Below are 15,627 nucleotides of genomic sequence, written 5' to 3' on the forward strand. Positions count from 1 at the left end.
CGGTTCTAGTCTGGTGCGGACAACAAGCGCGAATCGGGCTCCAGGAGTACTCAGATGGATCACAGCGGGCACGGCATGACCATGGATCTGCCGCCGTTCACGCTGGCGCGGGGCCTGGAGTTCTCTCCCGACCTCTTCTTCCTCATCGGCTGCCTCGCGGGGCTCGGCCTCTACGGCTGGGGGGTGGCGCGGCTGCGGCGGCGCGGTGACGCGTGGCCCGTGAGCCGGACGGTGTTCTTCACCGTCGGTGTCCTGAGCATCGCCCTGGTGATGTGCACCAAGCTGAACGACTACGGCATGGTCATGTTCAGCGTGCACATGGTGCAGCACATGGTGATCTCCATGCTGTCGCCGATCCTGCTGCTCCTCGGCGCGCCGGTGACGCTGGCGCTGCGGGCGCTGCCGGTGGCGGACCGGGGTTCGACGGGACCGCGCGAGTTGCTCCTGAAGCTGCTGCACAGCCGGTACATGAAGGTGATCACGCACCCGGGCTTCACGATCCCGATGTTCATCGCGAGCCTGTACGCGCTGTACTTCACGCCGCTCTTCGACTTCCTGATGGGCTCCAAGCCCGGGCACATCGGGATGATGGTGCACTTCCTGATGGTCGGCCTGGTCTTCTTCTGGCCGATCATGGGCGTGGACCCGGGCCCTCACCGGCCCGGTTACGTGATGCGGATGCTGGAGCTGTTCGCGGGCATGCCGTTCCACGCGTTCTTCGGCATCGCTCTGATGATGGCGAGCGAGCCGATGGTCGGGACGTACATGAGCCCGCCGGCCTCGCTGGGGATCGACGCCCTGAGCGACCAGAACGCGGCGGGCGGCATCGCCTGGGCGTTCAGCGAGATCCCGTCCGTGCTGGTGCTGATCGCGCTGGTCTACCAGTGGTACCACTCCGAGCAGCGGCAGGCGGTCCGCATGGACCGGGCCGCCGACCGGAACGGGGACAAGGAGCTGGAGGCCTACAACGCGTACCTGGCCTCGCTCCGGGCCAAGGGCTGACGGCCGGGTCCCTTCCGGCCCCGGCGCACGCGGGGGCGTCCAGGGAGTAGCGCGCGCCCCCCTTCCGGGGTCACGATGGGGACGACGACTTCCGCGGCCCCGGTCGGGAGGAGGCGGACCGATGTCAGGTCCCACGAAGACGATGGCGGCGCTCACCGGCGCGGCGCTCGTGCTGACGACGACGTACACGGTGGCGCTCGGCAGCAGCGGCTGGCTGTGGTTCGGTCTGATGGTGCTGGTGGTGGCCACGATCGGCATGGCGGCGGCGGACAGCTCGGCGCCGGCCGGTCCCCGCAGGCACCGGCCGGGCCGACCCGGCCGCCCGGGCACGCCACAGCCCTGACCCCGCGGGCCCTGCATGATCCGAAGGCCGGCCCCTAACCGCGCGGCGCGAGGACGATCCAGGTCTGTCCCGGGGCGAGGGCGAGGGGCGCCCCGTCCGGGGTGGTGAAGGTGGTGCCCGCGTCGGGCGTGGGCCGGGACCAGCGTGCCTCGTACGAACGGCCGTCGCGCAGGACGAGCGCGGTGCCGCTGCCGGTGGTCTCCGTGTACGGCGAGACCGCGCCGAACCGGTCCTGGAAGGCGGACGGCCGGATGGTGACGCGCTGGACGACGACCGTCTCGGGGGTGAGCGGTCCGGAGTCCGTGGCACGGGCCTGGCGGCCGTCCATCGCGACGCGCCAGGCACGGTCCGAGGCGGACCAGGTGAAGGTGTAGCGGGCGGCCGGGAAGCGGACCGTCGACGTGTCCACCCGGGTTCCCCCGGGCGGTGCGGCCCCGAAGCGGAGGCCGATGTCCTGGGCGTTCTCCGCCGCCGGATCGGTGGCGAGGGCGCGCGCCGGGCGGAGGTAGAGGTTGTGCGGGGCGGCCCGGTCCGCGGAGCGCCGGAAGGCCCCGGGGGCGGTGCTCTCGGTCACGAGGTGCAGCGGTGCGGCGTCCAGCAGCGGGTTCAGGCGGCTCTGCGCGCCGGAGTAGGCGAGCACCGGCTCACCGAAGGGCGCGAGGAGCGCGATGTCGGACTCGCGGGCGCTGCGGACGGGTCCGGTGAGCTCGGGGAGGCGGGAGGAGTACACCGCGAGGAGCCGGGTCGCACCGCCCTCGACCTGTTCGACGTAGACGAGGTCGGCGGCGCCCAGACCGGTGTGGGGGCGGGCCGCCGCGACGTTGTCGATCTTCACGGCGAGGACGGGGGCGGGCCGCGCGGGGAGTCCCGTGAGCGGTGACCGGCCGGCGGCCGCGGGCGGTGTGGTGGCGGGCGCCGGGGCCGTGGTGCCGGGGGCCGTCGTGGCGGGCGGGGGCGTCGGCGTGGGGCTCGGCTCGCGGGGTCCGGGGTCGGAGCAGCCGTACAGTCCGGCCGCCGTCACCGCGCAGAGCACCGCGGTGAGGACACGGCCGGGACGTCTCGTTCCGCGTTGTCCCGTCATCGTGACGCTCCCCCACCAGTGGACCACGGGCCCGCGCGCCGATACAACGGGCATGACGGACGACGAACGGGGGTCGCGGGTGTTCTACCACCTGTTGAAGCACGTACTGCTGGGGCCGCTGCTGAGGCTGCTCTTCCGGCCGCGGATCGAGGGTCTCGAGCACGTCCCGGAGGAGGGCGCGGCGATCGTCGCGGGCAATCACCTCTCCTTCTCGGACCACTTCCTGATGCCGGTCGTGCTCGACCGGCGGATCACCTTCCTCGCCAAACAGGAGTACTTCACGGGGCCCGGCCTCAAGGGGCGGCTGACCGCCGCCTTCTTCCGGGCCGCCGGGCAGATCCCGGTGGACCGGTCCGGGAAGGAGGCCGGGCAGGCGGCGATCCGCGAGGGGCTCGGTGTCCTGGACAAGGGCGAGCTGCTCGGGATCTATCCCGAGGGCACGCGCTCCCACGACGGGCGGCTCTACAAGGGCAAGGTCGGGGTGGCGGTGATGGCCCTGACCGCCGGGGTGCCGGTGGTGCCGTGCGCCATGGTCGGCACCTTCGAGATCCAGCCGCCGGGCAAGGTGGTGCCGCGGATCCGCCGGGTCACGATCCGCTTCGGCGCCCCGCTGGACTTCTCGCGCTTCGCGGGGTCGGCGGACGAGCGGGCGGTGGTCCGCGCAGTGACCGACGAGATCATGTACGAGATCCTGCGGCTGTCCGGGCAGGAGTACGTGGACGAGTACGCGGCGGTGGTGAAGGCGGCGGAGGCGGGGAACGAGGAGCCCGCGCGAAAGTTCCGCCGCCGGGAACGCTGAGGGCTGATCCGCGCACGGCGCAATCGCTTGGGGCTCCGCTCCCGGCGCTCGTAGCGTCACGGTCATGACCAAGGGAAACGCGTTCGTACTCGGTGGATCGGGACAGGTGGGGCGGGCGGCCGTGCGGGCCCTCGTCGCGGACGGCTGGGAGGTGACGGCCGCCTCGCGGGGCGGCGCGCGGGACGAGAGGTGGCCGGACGAGGTCCGGTCGGTGCGGCTCGACCGGACCGAGGAGGGGGCGCTCGCGCGTGGGCTGGGCGACGGCTGCGACGTGCTCGTCGACATCGTCGCGTACGACGGCGGGCACGGCAGGCAGCTGACCGGTCTCGCCGACCGGATCGGCTCCGCGGTGGTGGTGTCGAGCGGCGCCGTCTACGAGGACGCGGAGGGCCGCAGCTTCGACACCCAGGACCGGCCCGACGGCTTCCCCGCCTTCCCGGTGCCCACCCCGGAGGACTGGCCGACCGTCGCACCCGGCGAGGGCACGTACGGCACACGGAAGATCGCCCTGGAGCAGGAGCTGCTGGCGGCGGGCGACGCACTGCCGACGACGCTGCTGCGCGCGGGCGCGATCCACGGGCCGTACTGCCCGGGGCCGCGCGAGCTGTGGTTCGTCAAGCGGGCGCTCGACGGACGGCCGGTGCGCGTCCTCGCGTACGGCGGCGCCTCGCGGTTCCATCCGGCCCATGTGGACAACCTCGCCGAGCTCGTGCGGCTCGCGGCGGCGAAGCCGGGGAGCCGGGTGCTCAACGGCGCCGACCCCGAGGCGCCGACCGTGGCGGAGATCGGGGCGGCGATCGACGCGGTGCTGGGCGTGCGGAGCGAGTTCGTGCTGATGGAGGGGGCGCCGGAAGGCACGGTGGGATCCACTCCGTGGACCGCGCCGCATCCGATCGTCTACGACATGGCGGCGGCGGAGCGGGAGTTGGGGTACCGGCCGGTGGTGTCGTACGCCGAGTCGCTCCCCGGGACGGTGGCGTGGCTGACCGCGCACCTGGCGGACCGGGACTGGCGGGAGGCCTTCCCGGGTCTCGCGAAGTACGGGGTGGACTTCTTCGACTACGCGGCGGAGGACGCCTGGCTGAGCTCCCGGGGCTGATCCGGCCGTCCCCGGGCCGGGCCGCGGGACCCGGCTCAGCTCGGGGCGAGGGCGGCCAGGGCCGTGTCGAGGAGGCGGCGGAGGGCGAGGGCGTCGGGCGCGACGGCGGTGACGAGTGCCGCGGGGCCGGCGAGCGGGGCGATCACGGCCCCCTCGCCGAGCAGTCCCGGCTCCACCGGCTTGTCGGCGAAGTCGGGCTCCACCACGAGGAGTTGCCCGGTCGCCCGATGACCGCCGAGGACCGCGCCGCCGTCCCAGCCGCCCGGGGCCCCGGGCCCGTACGTCAGTTCCTGGTCGAGCAGGGGGCGTCCGGCGCGGCGGACGGTGAGGCGGGTCAGCAGGGTGCCGGGCGGCTCGCCGTGCCGGCCGAGGATCTGCTCCTCGCGCAGGACGAGCCGGGCCGTCGCGGCGAGCTCGACGGTGGTGCGCATCAGCAGGTCCGAGCCGTGGGCGGAGACGAGCTGCTCGGGCAGCCAGCGCAGGACGGCCCCCTCCCCCACGGCGATCCGGACGTCGTAGGTGGCGGGCTCGGCGCTGTGGCCCGGCAGGGCGAGGGTGGCGGCGGCGGAGTCGACCAGGAGCCGGGCCCCGTCCCGTACCTCTGTCTCGATCGCGAGCCGGTCGCCGCCGAGCGGGGCGCTCATCGCCCCGACGACGGTGACCCGGGTCCAGCCGGCGGCGGCCCTGGTGCGGCGCAGGGCGAGCGGGCCGTCGCTCGCCAGGACCGGCAGGCCTCCGTCGGCGGCGGCCGCGATCCGTGCGGTGGCGCGCAGGCTCACGCGGCCGGCGCCCCGGCCTCGGTCCACGCGTCGAGTCGGCCGCGGACCCAGTCGGCGACGGGTCCGACACCGTTCTCGGCGCGCAGGGAGGTGAAGGCGACGGGGAGTTCGCCGCGCTGCTCCTTCGCGTCGCGGGCCATGCGCTCCAGGTCGGAGCCGACGTGCGGGGCGAGGTCGGTCTTGTTGACGACGAGGAGGTCGGCGGTGGTGACGCCCGGTCCGCCCTTGCGGGGGATGTCGTCGCCGCCCGCCACGTCGATGACGAAGATCTGGGCGTCGACGAGTCCCTTGGAGAAGGTGGCGGTGAGGTTGTCGCCGCCGGACTCGACCAGGATGAGGTCGAGCGGGCCGACGGCCTCCTCCAGCTCCTCGACGGCTTCGAGGTTGGCGGAGATGTCGTCGCGGATCGCGGTGTGCGGGCAGGCGCCGGTCTCCACGGCCTGGATGCGCTCGGGCGGCAGGACGGCGTTCCGCAGGAGGAACTCGGCGTCCTCACGGGTGTAGATGTCGTTGGTGACGACGGCGATCGAGAGGGTGTCCCGCAGGGCCCGGCAGAGGGCGGCGACGGTGGCGGTCTTGCCGGAGCCGACCGGTCCGCCGAGCCCGACGCGCAGCGCGCGGCGGGTGCCGTCGGGGCGGTGGGCGTCGGCGGAGACCGCTCCGTGGTGGGTGTGACCGTGGTCGAGGTGCATGGGGAGGCTCCCGGGGGTCGTGGGGGTCGCGGGTGGGATGTGCGGGGTGGGCGTTCGTGTCGTACGGCCACCCGGCCGGGTGACTGGGTGGCCGGGCGGTCCTGTCGGATGGGTGGCCGGGTCGGCCGGGTGGCCGGGTCAGCCGGGTGGCCGGGTCAGCCGGGTGGCCGGGTCAGCCGGGTGGCCGGGTCGGCCGGGTGGCCGGGTGCCGGGTGGCCGGGTGCCGGGTCGGCCGGGTGCTTCAGGAGGCGAAGAGGCGGACGGGCCAGCTCGCGTGCTGTTCGGCGGTGAGGTCGAGCAGCGGAGCGGACGCGGCGGGCAGCGCCTCGATGCCCTGGCGCGCCGCGGCGGTCGCGCGGGCGACGACGTCGTCCATCTCCGGTGCGAGCCGGGCGAGGACGGCGGTCGCCCGGTAGGGGTCGAGGCCGAGGAGGCGTACGGCGGCGGTGGCGGGACCGCCGACCGTCTCGTACGCGGCACAGTGCGCGGCGTCCTCGGGCCCGAGCCCCGCGGCCCGCGCGGTGGCCCCGAGGACGACGGGCTGATGGGCTCCGCGCGGGAAGGCAGCCGCCAGCGCGTCGAGTTCGGGGCTCGGCCAGGTGGCGCGGGCGGCCCGCATCAGCTGGCGGCCGAGCCGGCGGGCGGCGGCCCGCAGGGCGGGTGAGGGGGTCCGGGCGTCGGCGGCGGCGTCGAGCTCGTACGGGTCGAGTCCGTGGGCGGCGGCCGCGGCCAGGCCCGCCGCGGTGAGGCCGGTGGTGTGGAGCCTGCCGCGGCAGAAGGCCTCCAGGTCGTCGGCGTCCTTGATGCGGCCGGCTTTGACCGCGGCCTCGGCACCGCCGGAGTGGGCGTGCCCGCCGGCGGGGAACCGTCCGTCGGCGAGCACGAGGAGCGTGGAGCGTGTCATCGTCGACCGGCCCCTCAGAAGAGGAAGTAGCGCTGGGCCATGGGGAGTTCGGCGGCCGGTGCCGGTTCGACCGGCTCCCCGTCGATGGACACCGAGAAGGTGTCGGCGTCGACCTCGACCCGGGGCAGGGCGTCGTTCTCCCGCATGTCGGCCTTGGTGACCCGCCGGGTGTCGCCGATCGCGGTGAACTCCTTGTGCAGGCCGAGCCGCCGGGGCAGGTCGTCCTCGATCGCGGCGCGGGCCGTGAAGTTGACGGAGCCGGCCGCGGCCGCCTTGCCGAGCGCGCCGAACATGGGGCGGGGCATGACGGGTTGCGGGGTCGGGATGGAGGCGTTGGCGTCGCCCATCTGCGCGTACGCGATCTGGCCGCCCTTGACGACGAGGAGCGGCTTCACCCCGAAGAAGGCGGGGTCCCAGAGCACGAGGTCGGCGAGCTTGCCGGTCTCGACGGAGCCGATGAGGTGGTCCATGCCCTGGGCGACGGCCGGGTTGATCGTGTACTTGGCGACGTAGCGGCGGGCCCGGTGGTTGTCGGCGCGGCCGTCGCCGGGCAGGGCGCCGCGCCGCTTCTTCATGACGTGGGCCGTCTGCCAGGTCCGCATGATCACCTCGCCGATGCGGCCCATGGCCTGGGAGTCGGAGGAGATGATCGAGATGGCGCCCAGGTCGTGGAGGACGTCCTCGGCGGCGATCGTGGAGGGCCGGATGCGGGACTCGGCGAAGGCGAGGTCCTCGGGGACCGCCGGGTTGAGGTGGTGGCAGACCATCAGCATGTCGAGGTGTTCCTCGATGGTGTTGACGGTGTGCGGGCGGGTCGGATTGGTCGAGCTGGGCAGGATGTACGGCTCGGAGACGACCGTGATGATGTCGGGGGCGTGCCCGCCGCCCGCGCCCTCCGTGTGGTACGCGTGGACGGTCCGGCCCGCGATGGCGGCGAGGGTGTCTCCGACGAAGCCCGCCTCGTTCAAGGTGTCCGTGTGGATGGCGAGTTGGGCGCCGGTCTCCTCGCAGACCCCGAGGCAGGCGTCGATGACCGCCGGGGTGGCGCCCCAGTCCTCGTGGATCTTGAACCCGAGGGCTCCGCCCCGGAGCTGGGAGTGCATGGCCTCCCGGGACATGGTGTTGCCCTTGCCGAGCAGACCGATGTTGACGGGGAAGGTGTCCAGGGCCTCGAACATCCGGGCAAGGTGCCAGGGGCCGGGGGTGACGGTGGTCGCCTTCGTGCCCTCGGCGGGTCCCGTACCGCCGCCGACGAGCGTGGTGACGCCGGTGGCGAGGGCCTGCTCGACGACGGTCGGGGAGATGAAGTGGACGTGGGCGTCGACGGCGCCGGCGGTGACGATCCTGCCGTTGCCGACGATGATCTCGGTCTCGGGGCCGATCACGAGGTCGGGGTGGACACCGTCCATGGTGTCGGGGTTGCCGGCCTTGCCGATGGCGGTGATCCGGCCGTCGCGGATGCCGATGTCGGCCTTGACGACGCCCCAGTGGTCGATGATCACGGCCCCGGTGATCACGGTGTCGGGGGCGCCCTCGGCGCGGGTGGTGCGGGCCTGGCCCATGGACTCGCGGATGACCTTGCCGCCGCCGAAGACGGCCTCCTCGCCGGCGCGGCCGGGGCCGCCGCAGCGGTCCTCCTCGATCTCGACGAGGAGGTCGGTGTCGGCGAGCCGGATGCGGTCGCCGGTGGTGGGGCCGAACAGGTCGGCGTAGACGGCGCGGTGCAGGTCAGGCACGGGGGGCTCCGTTCGGGCCGGTGGCCGTGGCGGGGGTGGGGCCGGCGGTGACGACGGCCGTGACGTCGGGGGTGGCGACGGCCGTGACGTCGGCGGTGGCGACGGCGGCGGGCTCGACGTCGAGGGGGCCCGCCGTCTCGCCACGCAGACCCGGGACGGTCCGGCGGCCGGCGATCGGGACGAGCTCGACCTCGACGGGGATGCCGGGTTCAAAGCGGACGGCGGTCCCCGCGGCGATGTGGAGGCGCTGCCCGCGCGCGGCGGCGCGGTCGAACTCCAGGCCCGGGTTGACCTCGGCGAAGTGGTAGTGGGAGCCGACCTGGACGGGCCGGTCCGCGGCGTTGAGCACGGTCACTCGGGTGACGGGGCGCCCCTCGTTGAGGGCGACGGGGTCCTCCGCGTAGAGGATCTCTCCGGGGATCATCGGTGCCCCCGCTCAGACGATGGGGTCGTGGACGGTGACGAGCTTGGTGCCGTCCGGGAAGGTGGCCTCGACCTGGACGTCGTGGATCATCTCGGGGATGCCCTCCATGACGTCCTCGCGGGAGAGCACCTTGCGGCCGGAGGCCATGAGCTCCGCGACGGTGCGGCCGTCCCGGGCGCCTTCCAGGATGTGGGAGGTGAGCAGGGCGACGGCCTCGGGGTGGTTGAGTTTCACTCCCCGCGCGCGGCGCTTCTCGGCCACGTCGGCCGCGACATGAATGAGCAGGCGTTCCTGTTCGTGCGGGCTCAGTTGCACTCTTCCACCTCACAGTCGTCGACCGGGACGGCACCCGGACAGCTGCGGACCCTACCCACCTTCAACAGGGTGTTGACGTCTCAGGAAGTGGTCCGCGGCCAGACATTGCACGTTAGGGCGGAAGTTTTTCCGGCTCGTTAACTCCGGCTTTGCGTTTCCATGATCATCAGACCGCGTCGACGGACATCGACATCAGACCTCTGAGTCCGTCCTCCAGGATGTCCACGGCCACGTCCCCGAAGAGCGCCTGCTGGGCGATGAACCCCTGGGCGACGGCGATCAGCGTGCGGGCCACGTGGTCGGCGGGGACGTCGGCGCGCAGGATGCCGCTCTCGCGGTACGCGGTGACGAGGTCCGTCCAGGCGGCGCGCATGCCGTGGTAACCCTCGGCGAGGGTCTTCGCCAGCGCCTCGTCGCGGAGCGTCTCCGTCCACACCTGGATGATCAGCCGCGCGAAGGCCTGCCGGTCGGCGCCCTCGATCCGCTCCTCCAGGAAGAGCCGGAGCACCGCGCCGAGCAGGACGTCGGGGGTGGGCGGCGGGGTGGCCCTGGACGCCTCCTCGAACGCGCTCCGGATGCCGGCGAAGGCCTCGCTCGCGATGGCCGCGACGATTTCGTCCTTGCCGCGGAAGTACCGGTAGACCGCGCCGGCCGACAGGCCGACCTCGGCCAGCACGTCCTGCATCGAGGTCGCGTGGAAGCCGTTCCGGGCGAAGCAGCGCGCCGCGCCGTCGAGGATCTGCCGCCGCCGGGCGTCGAGGTGTTCCTGGGAGACACGAGCCATGGCCCGAATCTAAAACGAATATTCATTCTTGACAACTTCCCGGCCGAGCAGGACAGTGAGACCAAGAAAAACGAACGATCCTTCTCTTTGAATCGAGGACGTCATGTCCGCCACCACCACCGCCCCCTCCCTCGGCGCGGGGCGCAGAACCATCGCGGTGATGGTGCTGATCCCGACCGTCGTGGCCCTGGCCCTCTGGGCCTTCGCCTGGCCGGCGGCCCGGACGGCCCCCCGCGACCTGCCGATCGGCGTCGCCGGCCCCGCCACGGCGGTCGCCGCCCTGGAGCGCGGGTTCGACAGCCACGAGGGCGCCTTCGAGGTCCACCGCTACGAGGACGAGGCCGCCGCCCGCGCCGCGATAGCGGACCGGGACGTATACGGAGCGGTGGTCGTGACACCGGGCGGTACGGAGCTGCTCACCGCCTCGGCGGCGAGTCCGGTGGTGGCCGGGCTGCTGCGGGAGGCCGTCACCGCGCAGGCCCCGGAGGGCACGAAGGTCCAGGTCACGGACGTGGTGGCGGCCCCTGCCGGTGACCCGCGCGGGGCCGTGCTCGCCTCCAGCCTGCTGCCCCTCGCCCTGGCGGGGGCCGCTGCGGGCGTGGTCACGACCCTCCTCGGGCTGCGCGGGGCCCGGGCGGCGGCCACCCTCGTCGGCGCCTCGGTGCTCGCCGGCCTCGTCGGCACGGCCCTCGCCGACAGCTGGCTCGGCGCGCTCACCGGCGACTGGTGGGCGGAGGCCGGGGTCCTGTCGCTCACCGTCCTGGCGATCGGCTCGACGTTCGCGGGACTCGCCGCGCTCATCGGGAAGCCGGGCTTCGGGCTCGCGGCGCTGCTCATGATCCTGATCGGCAACCCGTTCTCCGGGGTGTCGAGCGCGCCCGAGCTGCTGCCCTCCGCGGTCGGCTCGTTCGGTCAGCTGCTGCCGCCGGGCGCCGGGGGCTCGGCCCTGCGGTCCGTCGCCTTCTTCGACGGCGCGACGGCGGCAGGCCCGCTCCTCGTCCTCGCGGCCTGGGCGGTCGCGGGCCTGACCGCGACCGCGCTGGGCGCCCGCGGACGCGGAGTCCGTACGGAGTCGGCGGCGGCGCCCGCCCCGGTCCCGGCACCCATGGGCTGAGCCCACGGGCCCTCAGTACGGCCGCGCGCCCCCGCTGTAGCGGAGGGGGGCGCGCGGCTCTTCCGTGCGCAGGGGAGGCCCCGGGCATCACCGCACGACCGCATACCTCCTGACGGCTCGTCAGTGACTCGGCGCCCGGGGTTTCGTCCGCCACCCTCCGACGGGCCAGATCACGCTCTCGCGCCGCCGACTCCCCGCCCACCCCTCTCCCGGCGCGTCGCGGCGCCGGCCAAGGCGCGCAGCAGGCGCACGTACGGCGACCAGCGGGCCGGGCGTCGCAGCGTGCCGGTGCAGGCCAGTTCGGCGCGGTCGAGGCCGTCCTCCAGGCAGGCGTCGTGCAGCGGGCGCCAGGCCAGGGGCCAGGTCAGTCGAGCCAGGCCCCGGGGTGCCATGGTGAGGGTGTGGTGCAGGCGCGTGCGGTCCGGGCCGAGCGGGAGCACGGCCAGTTCGTGGAAGCCGTGGAAGCCGCGGGGCCCGGTGAACTCGAAGCGGATCCAGCGCCCGGGCGCGTATCCGGCGACGGTGTAGCGGACCGGGCCGTGGCCGCCCACCGCGCCCGCCCCCAGCGGACGGTCGAACTCCATCGGCGACCAGGCCGCGCCGGGCCAGAGCCGGTCGCCCTCCCCGCTCGCCAGGGTGTCGATGAGCGCACCCACCTCACTCTCCTTCGCGGGCAGCAGGCGCTCGTGCACGTTGTGGACGCCCATGCGTCCTCCCCTCCAGAGTATTGGAGACCTGTCTCCAATTAATTGGAGAGTACTCTCTGATTCATGGCGAGACCACCCCGCTTCGACACGGACCAGCTCCTCGACGCCGCCGTCCGCCTCGCGGCCTCCGGCGGACCCGCCGCGGTGACCATGTCGGCGGTCGCCCAGGCCGTCGGCGCGCCGAGCGGCTCCGTGTACCACCGCTTCGCCGGGCGGGCGGCGCTGCTCGCCGAGGTGTGGCTGCGTACGGTGGAACGTTTCCAGGAGGGCTACTTCGCGGTCCTGACCGACGAGCCCGACCCTCGACGGGCGGCCCGCGCGGCCTCCCGGCACGTGGTGGCCTGGTGCCGCGAGAACCCGGACGAGGCGGCACTCCTCCTCTACGGCGCAGCCGACTTCGGCCGCGCCGACTGGTCCGAGGAGCACACCCGGCGCGCGGACTCCGGCAACGCCCGGGTGTTCGCCGCCCTGGCCGACCTCGCGGAGGCCCTGGGCGCCCAGGACGAGCAGGCCCGGGAGCGCATCGCGCTGGCGCTCGTCGACCTCCCGCTGACCGTGGTCCGCCGCCACCTCCGCGCGGGCACACCCCTGCCGACGCACGCCGAGGACCTCACGGAGCAGTGCACGGCGGCACTTCTGGGCTAGGTCCTGTCGTCAAACTCCCGTCGTCCGCCCGAAGGGCGGGCCCTGCCGCGGCAGGTGCGTGCTCTCGGCGTGCCGGGCGCGGACCCGCGTACTGGACGTACGCGGGCCCGCGCCCGGTGCGGCGAGAGTGCGCGCATGTCGTCGCGGGGCAGGCGGGAGTTCGACGACAGGGCCTAGGGGGCGCACAGCACAGCGCGCGCGGCCGAAGAGCGGCCGCGCGCGCTGATCCGAGGCGGCCCCAGCCGCCGGTGCCACCCCTAAGAGGCGCCCTTCAGGAGACGCCCGGGTCGCGGTGGTGGGCGGCGATGCCGAAGCGGCGCTGTTCGCCCGTGGCGGAGTCGACGGGTCGCAGCGCGGAGACCGAGCTGATCACCTGCTCCGTCGGCGGCTCCCCGTCCGCTTCCAAAGCCTCCAGGTCAGCGGCCGAGACCAGGGCGACCAGGGGTTTCCCGTGACGGGTGACGACCACGCGCTCACCGCCGTACACGACGCGGTTGATGAGGTCGGCGAGCTCAGCCCGCGCTTGCGTCACCGGGATCTCGTAGGTCATGCTCCCCATCTTACGGTCTGTACGTCCTGTACATTTTTTACAGACAGCTCGATGGAGGTGCTCAGTCATGGACGCGCGCTACGTTCTGCCGGAGTTCACGGAGCGGACCAGCTTCGGGACCCGGACCCTCGACCCGTACTCGAAGCTCCTGGAGTCCCGGATCGTCTTCCTCGGCACACCGGTCGACGAGACCTCGGCCAACGACGCCATCGCCCAGTTCCTCTATCTCGACCACGCGGCGCCCGGCCAGGACATCTCCCTCTACATCAACTCCCCCGGCGGCTCCATCAGCGCCATGACCTCGATCTACGACACGATGCGGTCGCTCTCCTGCGACGTGGAGACCACCTGCCTGGGCCAGGCCGTCTCCACCGCCGCCGTCCTGCTCGCGGCCGGCACCCCGGGCAAGCGCCTGATCCTGCCCGGCGCCCGCGTGACACTCCGCCAGCCGACCCTGGACGAGCCCCTCCAGGGACAGCTGAGCGACCTCGACCTCCAGGCCGCCGAGCTGCTGCGCCTGCGGGCGCTGGTCAGCGGGATGCTCGCCGAGCACACCGGACAGGACCGGGAGCGGATCGACGCCGACACCGACCGGCTGACCGTCCTGGACGCACCGGCGGCCGTCGCGTACGGCCTGGCGGACCACGTGGTCGCGAACCGGCGCGCCGCCGCCGGCGGTACGGAGCGGTGACCCGGCCGTGGTCCCCGAACTGCCGCCACTGCCCGCCCTGACCCGGGCGGAGGGTGAACTCGTCGACGCGTACCTCGAAGTCGTCGACCTCCTGGGGAAGATCAATCCATCCAGGTCCACGCATACTTATGGGGCGCTGCGCGCGGCGCAGGCCCTGGTGGGACGTGCGGAGGCACTGCGCGAGGCCCTGACGCTCATGCATATGCGGGGCGAGGCCGAGGTCCACACGGACACACTGGCGCGCGCCCTAAGGGTGTTGGACGGGGAGCGCCGGGCCGACCGCGTCACCGTCCCTCGGACCCGGGCGAGTTGACATTCTCGCGTGTCGTGTCGAGGTCCGGTCGGCCGACGCCCGCCGCAGAATCCCTCGCCCGTTCGGCGTAGTCGATGAGTCGACACATGCGGCGGGAAAGTTGCGCAACAGGTGTACACATCTGGCGGAATCGAACGTTCCATCGCTGGTACGCGGCTCGTCGGCCAAACCTCTGAAGATCACAAAGGCTCCCTGTCCACCTGAACGGATCAGTCGTGAGGAGCCTCACATATCGCCGTTTCAGCTCGGTTTTCGCCCATGTCGTGGGTCAAGATCCCTGTCGACGACAAGCCCCCGCCACCGCGGCGGGGCGGTCCGGGCGGACGCCGAGTCCTGCCGCTGTCCCGGACGTCTGGTCGACAGGAGTGGATCGGCAGGAGTGGAGGACCCAATCAGTACGGGGCGTTCGCGTTGTCACGACAGCGAGGACCGCTCCTTGGGGTGAAGCCGCAGCCGCGGCCGGGCATCTTCGCCTGCCCGAACCCGACAGGTCATCCTTCTCAGGCGGCTGACGAAGGGTTGCGCATGACCGCGCAGATGCATGTCCCGTCCCTGCTGTCCCGGGCCGGAGCCGTCTCGGCTCTCACCCTCGCCGCCGTCGGCGGCACGCTGTTCGCACCCGGTGCGGCACCGGAGGCCCAGGCAGCGACGTCACACGCGAACAAGGCACTGAGCGTCGCCGTGTCCAAGAAAGGATCGCCCTACCGGTACGGATCGGCCGGACCCACGAGGTTCGACTGCTCCGGTCTGACGCTCTACGCGTACAAGAAGGCGGGCAAGTCGCTGCCTCGCACCGCGCAGCAGCAGTACAACAAGACCCGGCACATCTCCAAGGCCAGCAGGCAGAAGGGGGACCTGGTCTTCTTCCACTCGGGTGGAAGGGTTTACCACGTCGGCATCTACGCCGGCAGCGGCAAGATCTGGCACTCGCCCAAGACGGGCTCCTGGGTGAAGCTCGACAAGATCTGGTCGTCGAAGGTCTACTACGGCCGCGTCCGGTGACGGCCCCCGGGCGCTGACCCGTGACGAGGGGTGCGGTGGCGCCGCCGCACCCCTCGCCTCAGCGGTACGAGCCCGACAGCGGGGCCGTCGTCCACGGCAGCGTGATCCAGACCGTCTTGCCGCCCTCCTCGGTCGGAGTGACCGAGAGGCGGCCACCGGCCTCCGCCGCCAGGACACGGATGATGACCATGCCCCGCCCGTTGTCCTGCTGGACCGCCGCCGGGAGGCGGCGGGGCCAGCGGGGATGGCTGTCCGTCACACCGATGTGCAGCCGCTCCTCCCGCTCCAGCCGGAGGTCGACCGTGAAGGTGGGCGACTGCCCGAAGGTGTGCTGGACGGCGTTGGTGGCCAGCTCCGAGATGATCAGCCGGATCGAGTCCGCGATCTCCGCGTCACCGTCGAGCCCCCAGTCCCCCAGAACGTCCGCCACGTATCTGCGTGCCGTGCGGACCGAGGCGGGATCGCTCGGCAGAGTGACGGTTACTTCCTGATGGTCTGCCATGGCGGCGCTGTCCCTTTCCCGCCGGGGACACCACCCCGGATTGCGCTTCGCGTCAGAGTGCCACCGATCGTGCCGCCCCGTACGGGGTTCCACCACGATATGTGCGCATCTATCGCCCGAAGCGGTGAACTCTGCTGCCCGGAAA

The 15,627-nt window shown here is 73.0% G+C and carries 19 protein-coding genes, 1 pseudogene and 1 riboswitch; of the genes and pseudogenes, 9 read left to right on the plus strand and 11 right to left on the minus strand.

From position 1 onward, the window contains the following. Positions 1 to 54: 54 nt before the first annotated feature. Both ACF08F_RS22065 and ACF08F_RS22070 read left to right on the plus strand, forming a co-directional pair. The gene (locus tag ACF08F_RS22065; protein ID WP_392300223.1) at positions 55 to 1,002 is read left to right on the plus strand and encodes a cytochrome c oxidase assembly protein; all 948 of its coding nucleotides are present in this window, start codon (positions 55 to 57) and stop codon (positions 1,000 to 1,002) included. Positions 1,003 to 1,123: 121 nt separating this feature from the next. Further along, the gene (locus tag ACF08F_RS22070) at positions 1,124 to 1,345 is read left to right on the plus strand and encodes a hypothetical protein (RefSeq protein WP_392300224.1); all 222 of its coding nucleotides are present in this window, start codon (positions 1,124 to 1,126) and stop codon (positions 1,343 to 1,345) included. A 34-nt stretch (positions 1,346 to 1,379) separates the two neighbouring features. Here ACF08F_RS22070 and ACF08F_RS22075 read toward each other — a convergent pair whose 3' ends face one another. Further along, positions 1,380 to 2,426 (minus strand): DUF3048 domain-containing protein, encoded by a 1,047-nt coding sequence (locus ACF08F_RS22075; protein WP_392300225.1) that lies wholly within the window; start codon positions 2,424 to 2,426, stop codon positions 1,380 to 1,382. 79 nt (positions 2,427 to 2,505) lie between these two features. Between ACF08F_RS22075 and ACF08F_RS22080 the strand changes: the two genes are divergently transcribed. Together ACF08F_RS22080 and ACF08F_RS22085 are read left to right on the plus strand one after the other, a co-directional pair. Then, on the plus strand, positions 2,506 to 3,225 hold the full coding sequence (locus tag ACF08F_RS22080) for a lysophospholipid acyltransferase family protein (RefSeq protein ID WP_392300392.1): 720 nt from the start codon (positions 2,506 to 2,508) through the stop codon (positions 3,223 to 3,225). A 64-nt stretch (positions 3,226 to 3,289) separates the two neighbouring features. Next, complete coding sequence (locus tag ACF08F_RS22085) at positions 3,290 to 4,324, plus strand: NAD-dependent epimerase/dehydratase family protein (RefSeq protein WP_392300226.1); 1,035 nt, start codon at positions 3,290 to 3,292, stop codon at positions 4,322 to 4,324. A gap of 35 nt (positions 4,325 to 4,359) precedes the next feature. On the opposite strand, the gene ACF08F_RS22090 is transcribed toward ACF08F_RS22085, so the two are convergent. The 7 genes and pseudogenes from ACF08F_RS22090 to ACF08F_RS22120 all read right to left on the minus strand — a co-directional run bounded on the left by ACF08F_RS22090 (position 4,360) and on the right by ACF08F_RS22120 (position 9,958). Beyond that, the gene (locus ACF08F_RS22090) at positions 4,360 to 5,103 is read right to left on the minus strand and encodes an urease accessory protein UreD (RefSeq protein WP_392300227.1); all 744 of its coding nucleotides are present in this window, start codon (positions 5,101 to 5,103) and stop codon (positions 4,360 to 4,362) included. Further along, the gene (gene ureG, locus ACF08F_RS22095; protein ID WP_392300228.1) at positions 5,100 to 5,795 is read right to left on the minus strand and encodes an urease accessory protein UreG; all 696 of its coding nucleotides are present in this window, start codon (positions 5,793 to 5,795) and stop codon (positions 5,100 to 5,102) included. The genes ACF08F_RS22090 and ureG overlap by 4 nt, the downstream gene beginning before the upstream one ends. Positions 5,796 to 6,036: 241 nt before the next feature. After that, entirely contained in the window at positions 6,037 to 6,699 is a 663-nt protein-coding gene (locus tag ACF08F_RS22100) for an urease accessory protein UreF (protein WP_392300229.1), read from the minus strand. Positions 6,700 to 6,713: 14 nt separating this feature from the next. After that, entirely contained in the window at positions 6,714 to 8,435 is a 1,722-nt protein-coding gene (locus ACF08F_RS22105) for an urease subunit alpha (protein WP_392300230.1), read from the minus strand. A 118-nt stretch (positions 8,436 to 8,553) separates the two neighbouring features. Then, positions 8,554 to 8,859, minus strand: a pseudogene (locus ACF08F_RS22110) (urease subunit beta); the annotation flags it as partial. A 12-nt stretch (positions 8,860 to 8,871) separates the two neighbouring features. After that, on the minus strand, positions 8,872 to 9,174 hold the full coding sequence (locus ACF08F_RS22115) for an urease subunit gamma (protein ID WP_392300231.1): 303 nt from the start codon (positions 9,172 to 9,174) through the stop codon (positions 8,872 to 8,874). Between the two features lie 166 nt (positions 9,175 to 9,340). Then, positions 9,341 to 9,958, minus strand: a complete 618-nt coding sequence (locus ACF08F_RS22120) for a TetR/AcrR family transcriptional regulator (protein ID WP_392300232.1) — start codon at positions 9,956 to 9,958, stop codon at positions 9,341 to 9,343. 103 nt (positions 9,959 to 10,061) lie between these two features. Here ACF08F_RS22120 and ACF08F_RS22125 point away from each other — a divergent pair, with 103 nt between their 5' ends. After that, positions 10,062 to 11,072: an ABC transporter permease gene (locus ACF08F_RS22125; protein WP_392300233.1), complete on the plus strand. Its 1,011-nt coding sequence runs from the start codon at positions 10,062 to 10,064 to the stop codon at positions 11,070 to 11,072. Between the two features lie 170 nt (positions 11,073 to 11,242). Here the strand turns inward: ACF08F_RS22125 and ACF08F_RS22130 are convergent, their stop codons facing one another. Then, positions 11,243 to 11,779, minus strand: coding sequence for an SRPBCC family protein (locus ACF08F_RS22130; protein ID WP_392300234.1), 537 nt, complete (start codon positions 11,777 to 11,779; stop codon positions 11,243 to 11,245). 63 nt (positions 11,780 to 11,842) lie between these two features. On the opposite strand from ACF08F_RS22130, the gene ACF08F_RS22135 reads away from it, so the two are divergent. Then, on the plus strand, positions 11,843 to 12,424 hold the full coding sequence (locus ACF08F_RS22135) for a TetR/AcrR family transcriptional regulator (RefSeq protein WP_392300235.1): 582 nt from the start codon (positions 11,843 to 11,845) through the stop codon (positions 12,422 to 12,424). A 271-nt stretch (positions 12,425 to 12,695) separates the two neighbouring features. Here the strand turns inward: ACF08F_RS22135 and ACF08F_RS22140 are convergent, their stop codons facing one another. After that, on the minus strand, positions 12,696 to 12,974 hold the full coding sequence (locus tag ACF08F_RS22140; RefSeq protein ID WP_392300236.1) for a type II toxin-antitoxin system Phd/YefM family antitoxin: 279 nt from the start codon (positions 12,972 to 12,974) through the stop codon (positions 12,696 to 12,698). 67 nt (positions 12,975 to 13,041) lie between these two features. Here ACF08F_RS22140 and ACF08F_RS22145 point away from each other — a divergent pair, with 67 nt between their 5' ends. From ACF08F_RS22145 to ACF08F_RS22155, 3 genes are all read left to right on the plus strand, one after another. Next, positions 13,042 to 13,665: a ClpP family protease gene (locus ACF08F_RS22145; protein ID WP_392300237.1), complete on the plus strand. Its 624-nt coding sequence runs from the start codon at positions 13,042 to 13,044 to the stop codon at positions 13,663 to 13,665. A gap of 7 nt (positions 13,666 to 13,672) precedes the next feature. Then, the gene (locus ACF08F_RS22150; protein WP_392300238.1) at positions 13,673 to 13,978 is read left to right on the plus strand and encodes a hypothetical protein; all 306 of its coding nucleotides are present in this window, start codon (positions 13,673 to 13,675) and stop codon (positions 13,976 to 13,978) included. A gap of 314 nt (positions 13,979 to 14,292) precedes the next feature. Beyond that, positions 14,293 to 14,500: riboswitch (cyclic di-AMP (ydaO/yuaA leader) on the plus strand. A 3-nt stretch (positions 14,501 to 14,503) separates the two neighbouring features. After that, positions 14,504 to 14,980, plus strand: coding sequence for a C40 family peptidase (locus ACF08F_RS22155; protein ID WP_392300239.1), 477 nt, complete (start codon positions 14,504 to 14,506; stop codon positions 14,978 to 14,980). A 58-nt stretch (positions 14,981 to 15,038) separates the two neighbouring features. On the opposite strand, the gene ACF08F_RS22160 is transcribed toward ACF08F_RS22155, so the two are convergent. Next, positions 15,039 to 15,482 (minus strand): ATP-binding protein, encoded by a 444-nt coding sequence (locus ACF08F_RS22160; RefSeq protein WP_392300240.1) that lies wholly within the window; start codon positions 15,480 to 15,482, stop codon positions 15,039 to 15,041. Between the last annotated feature and the right edge of the window lie 145 nt (positions 15,483 to 15,627).

The organism is Streptomyces sp. NPDC015130 (assembly GCF_043080005.1).
GTDB lineage: Bacteria > Actinomycetota > Actinomycetes > Streptomycetales > Streptomycetaceae > Streptomyces.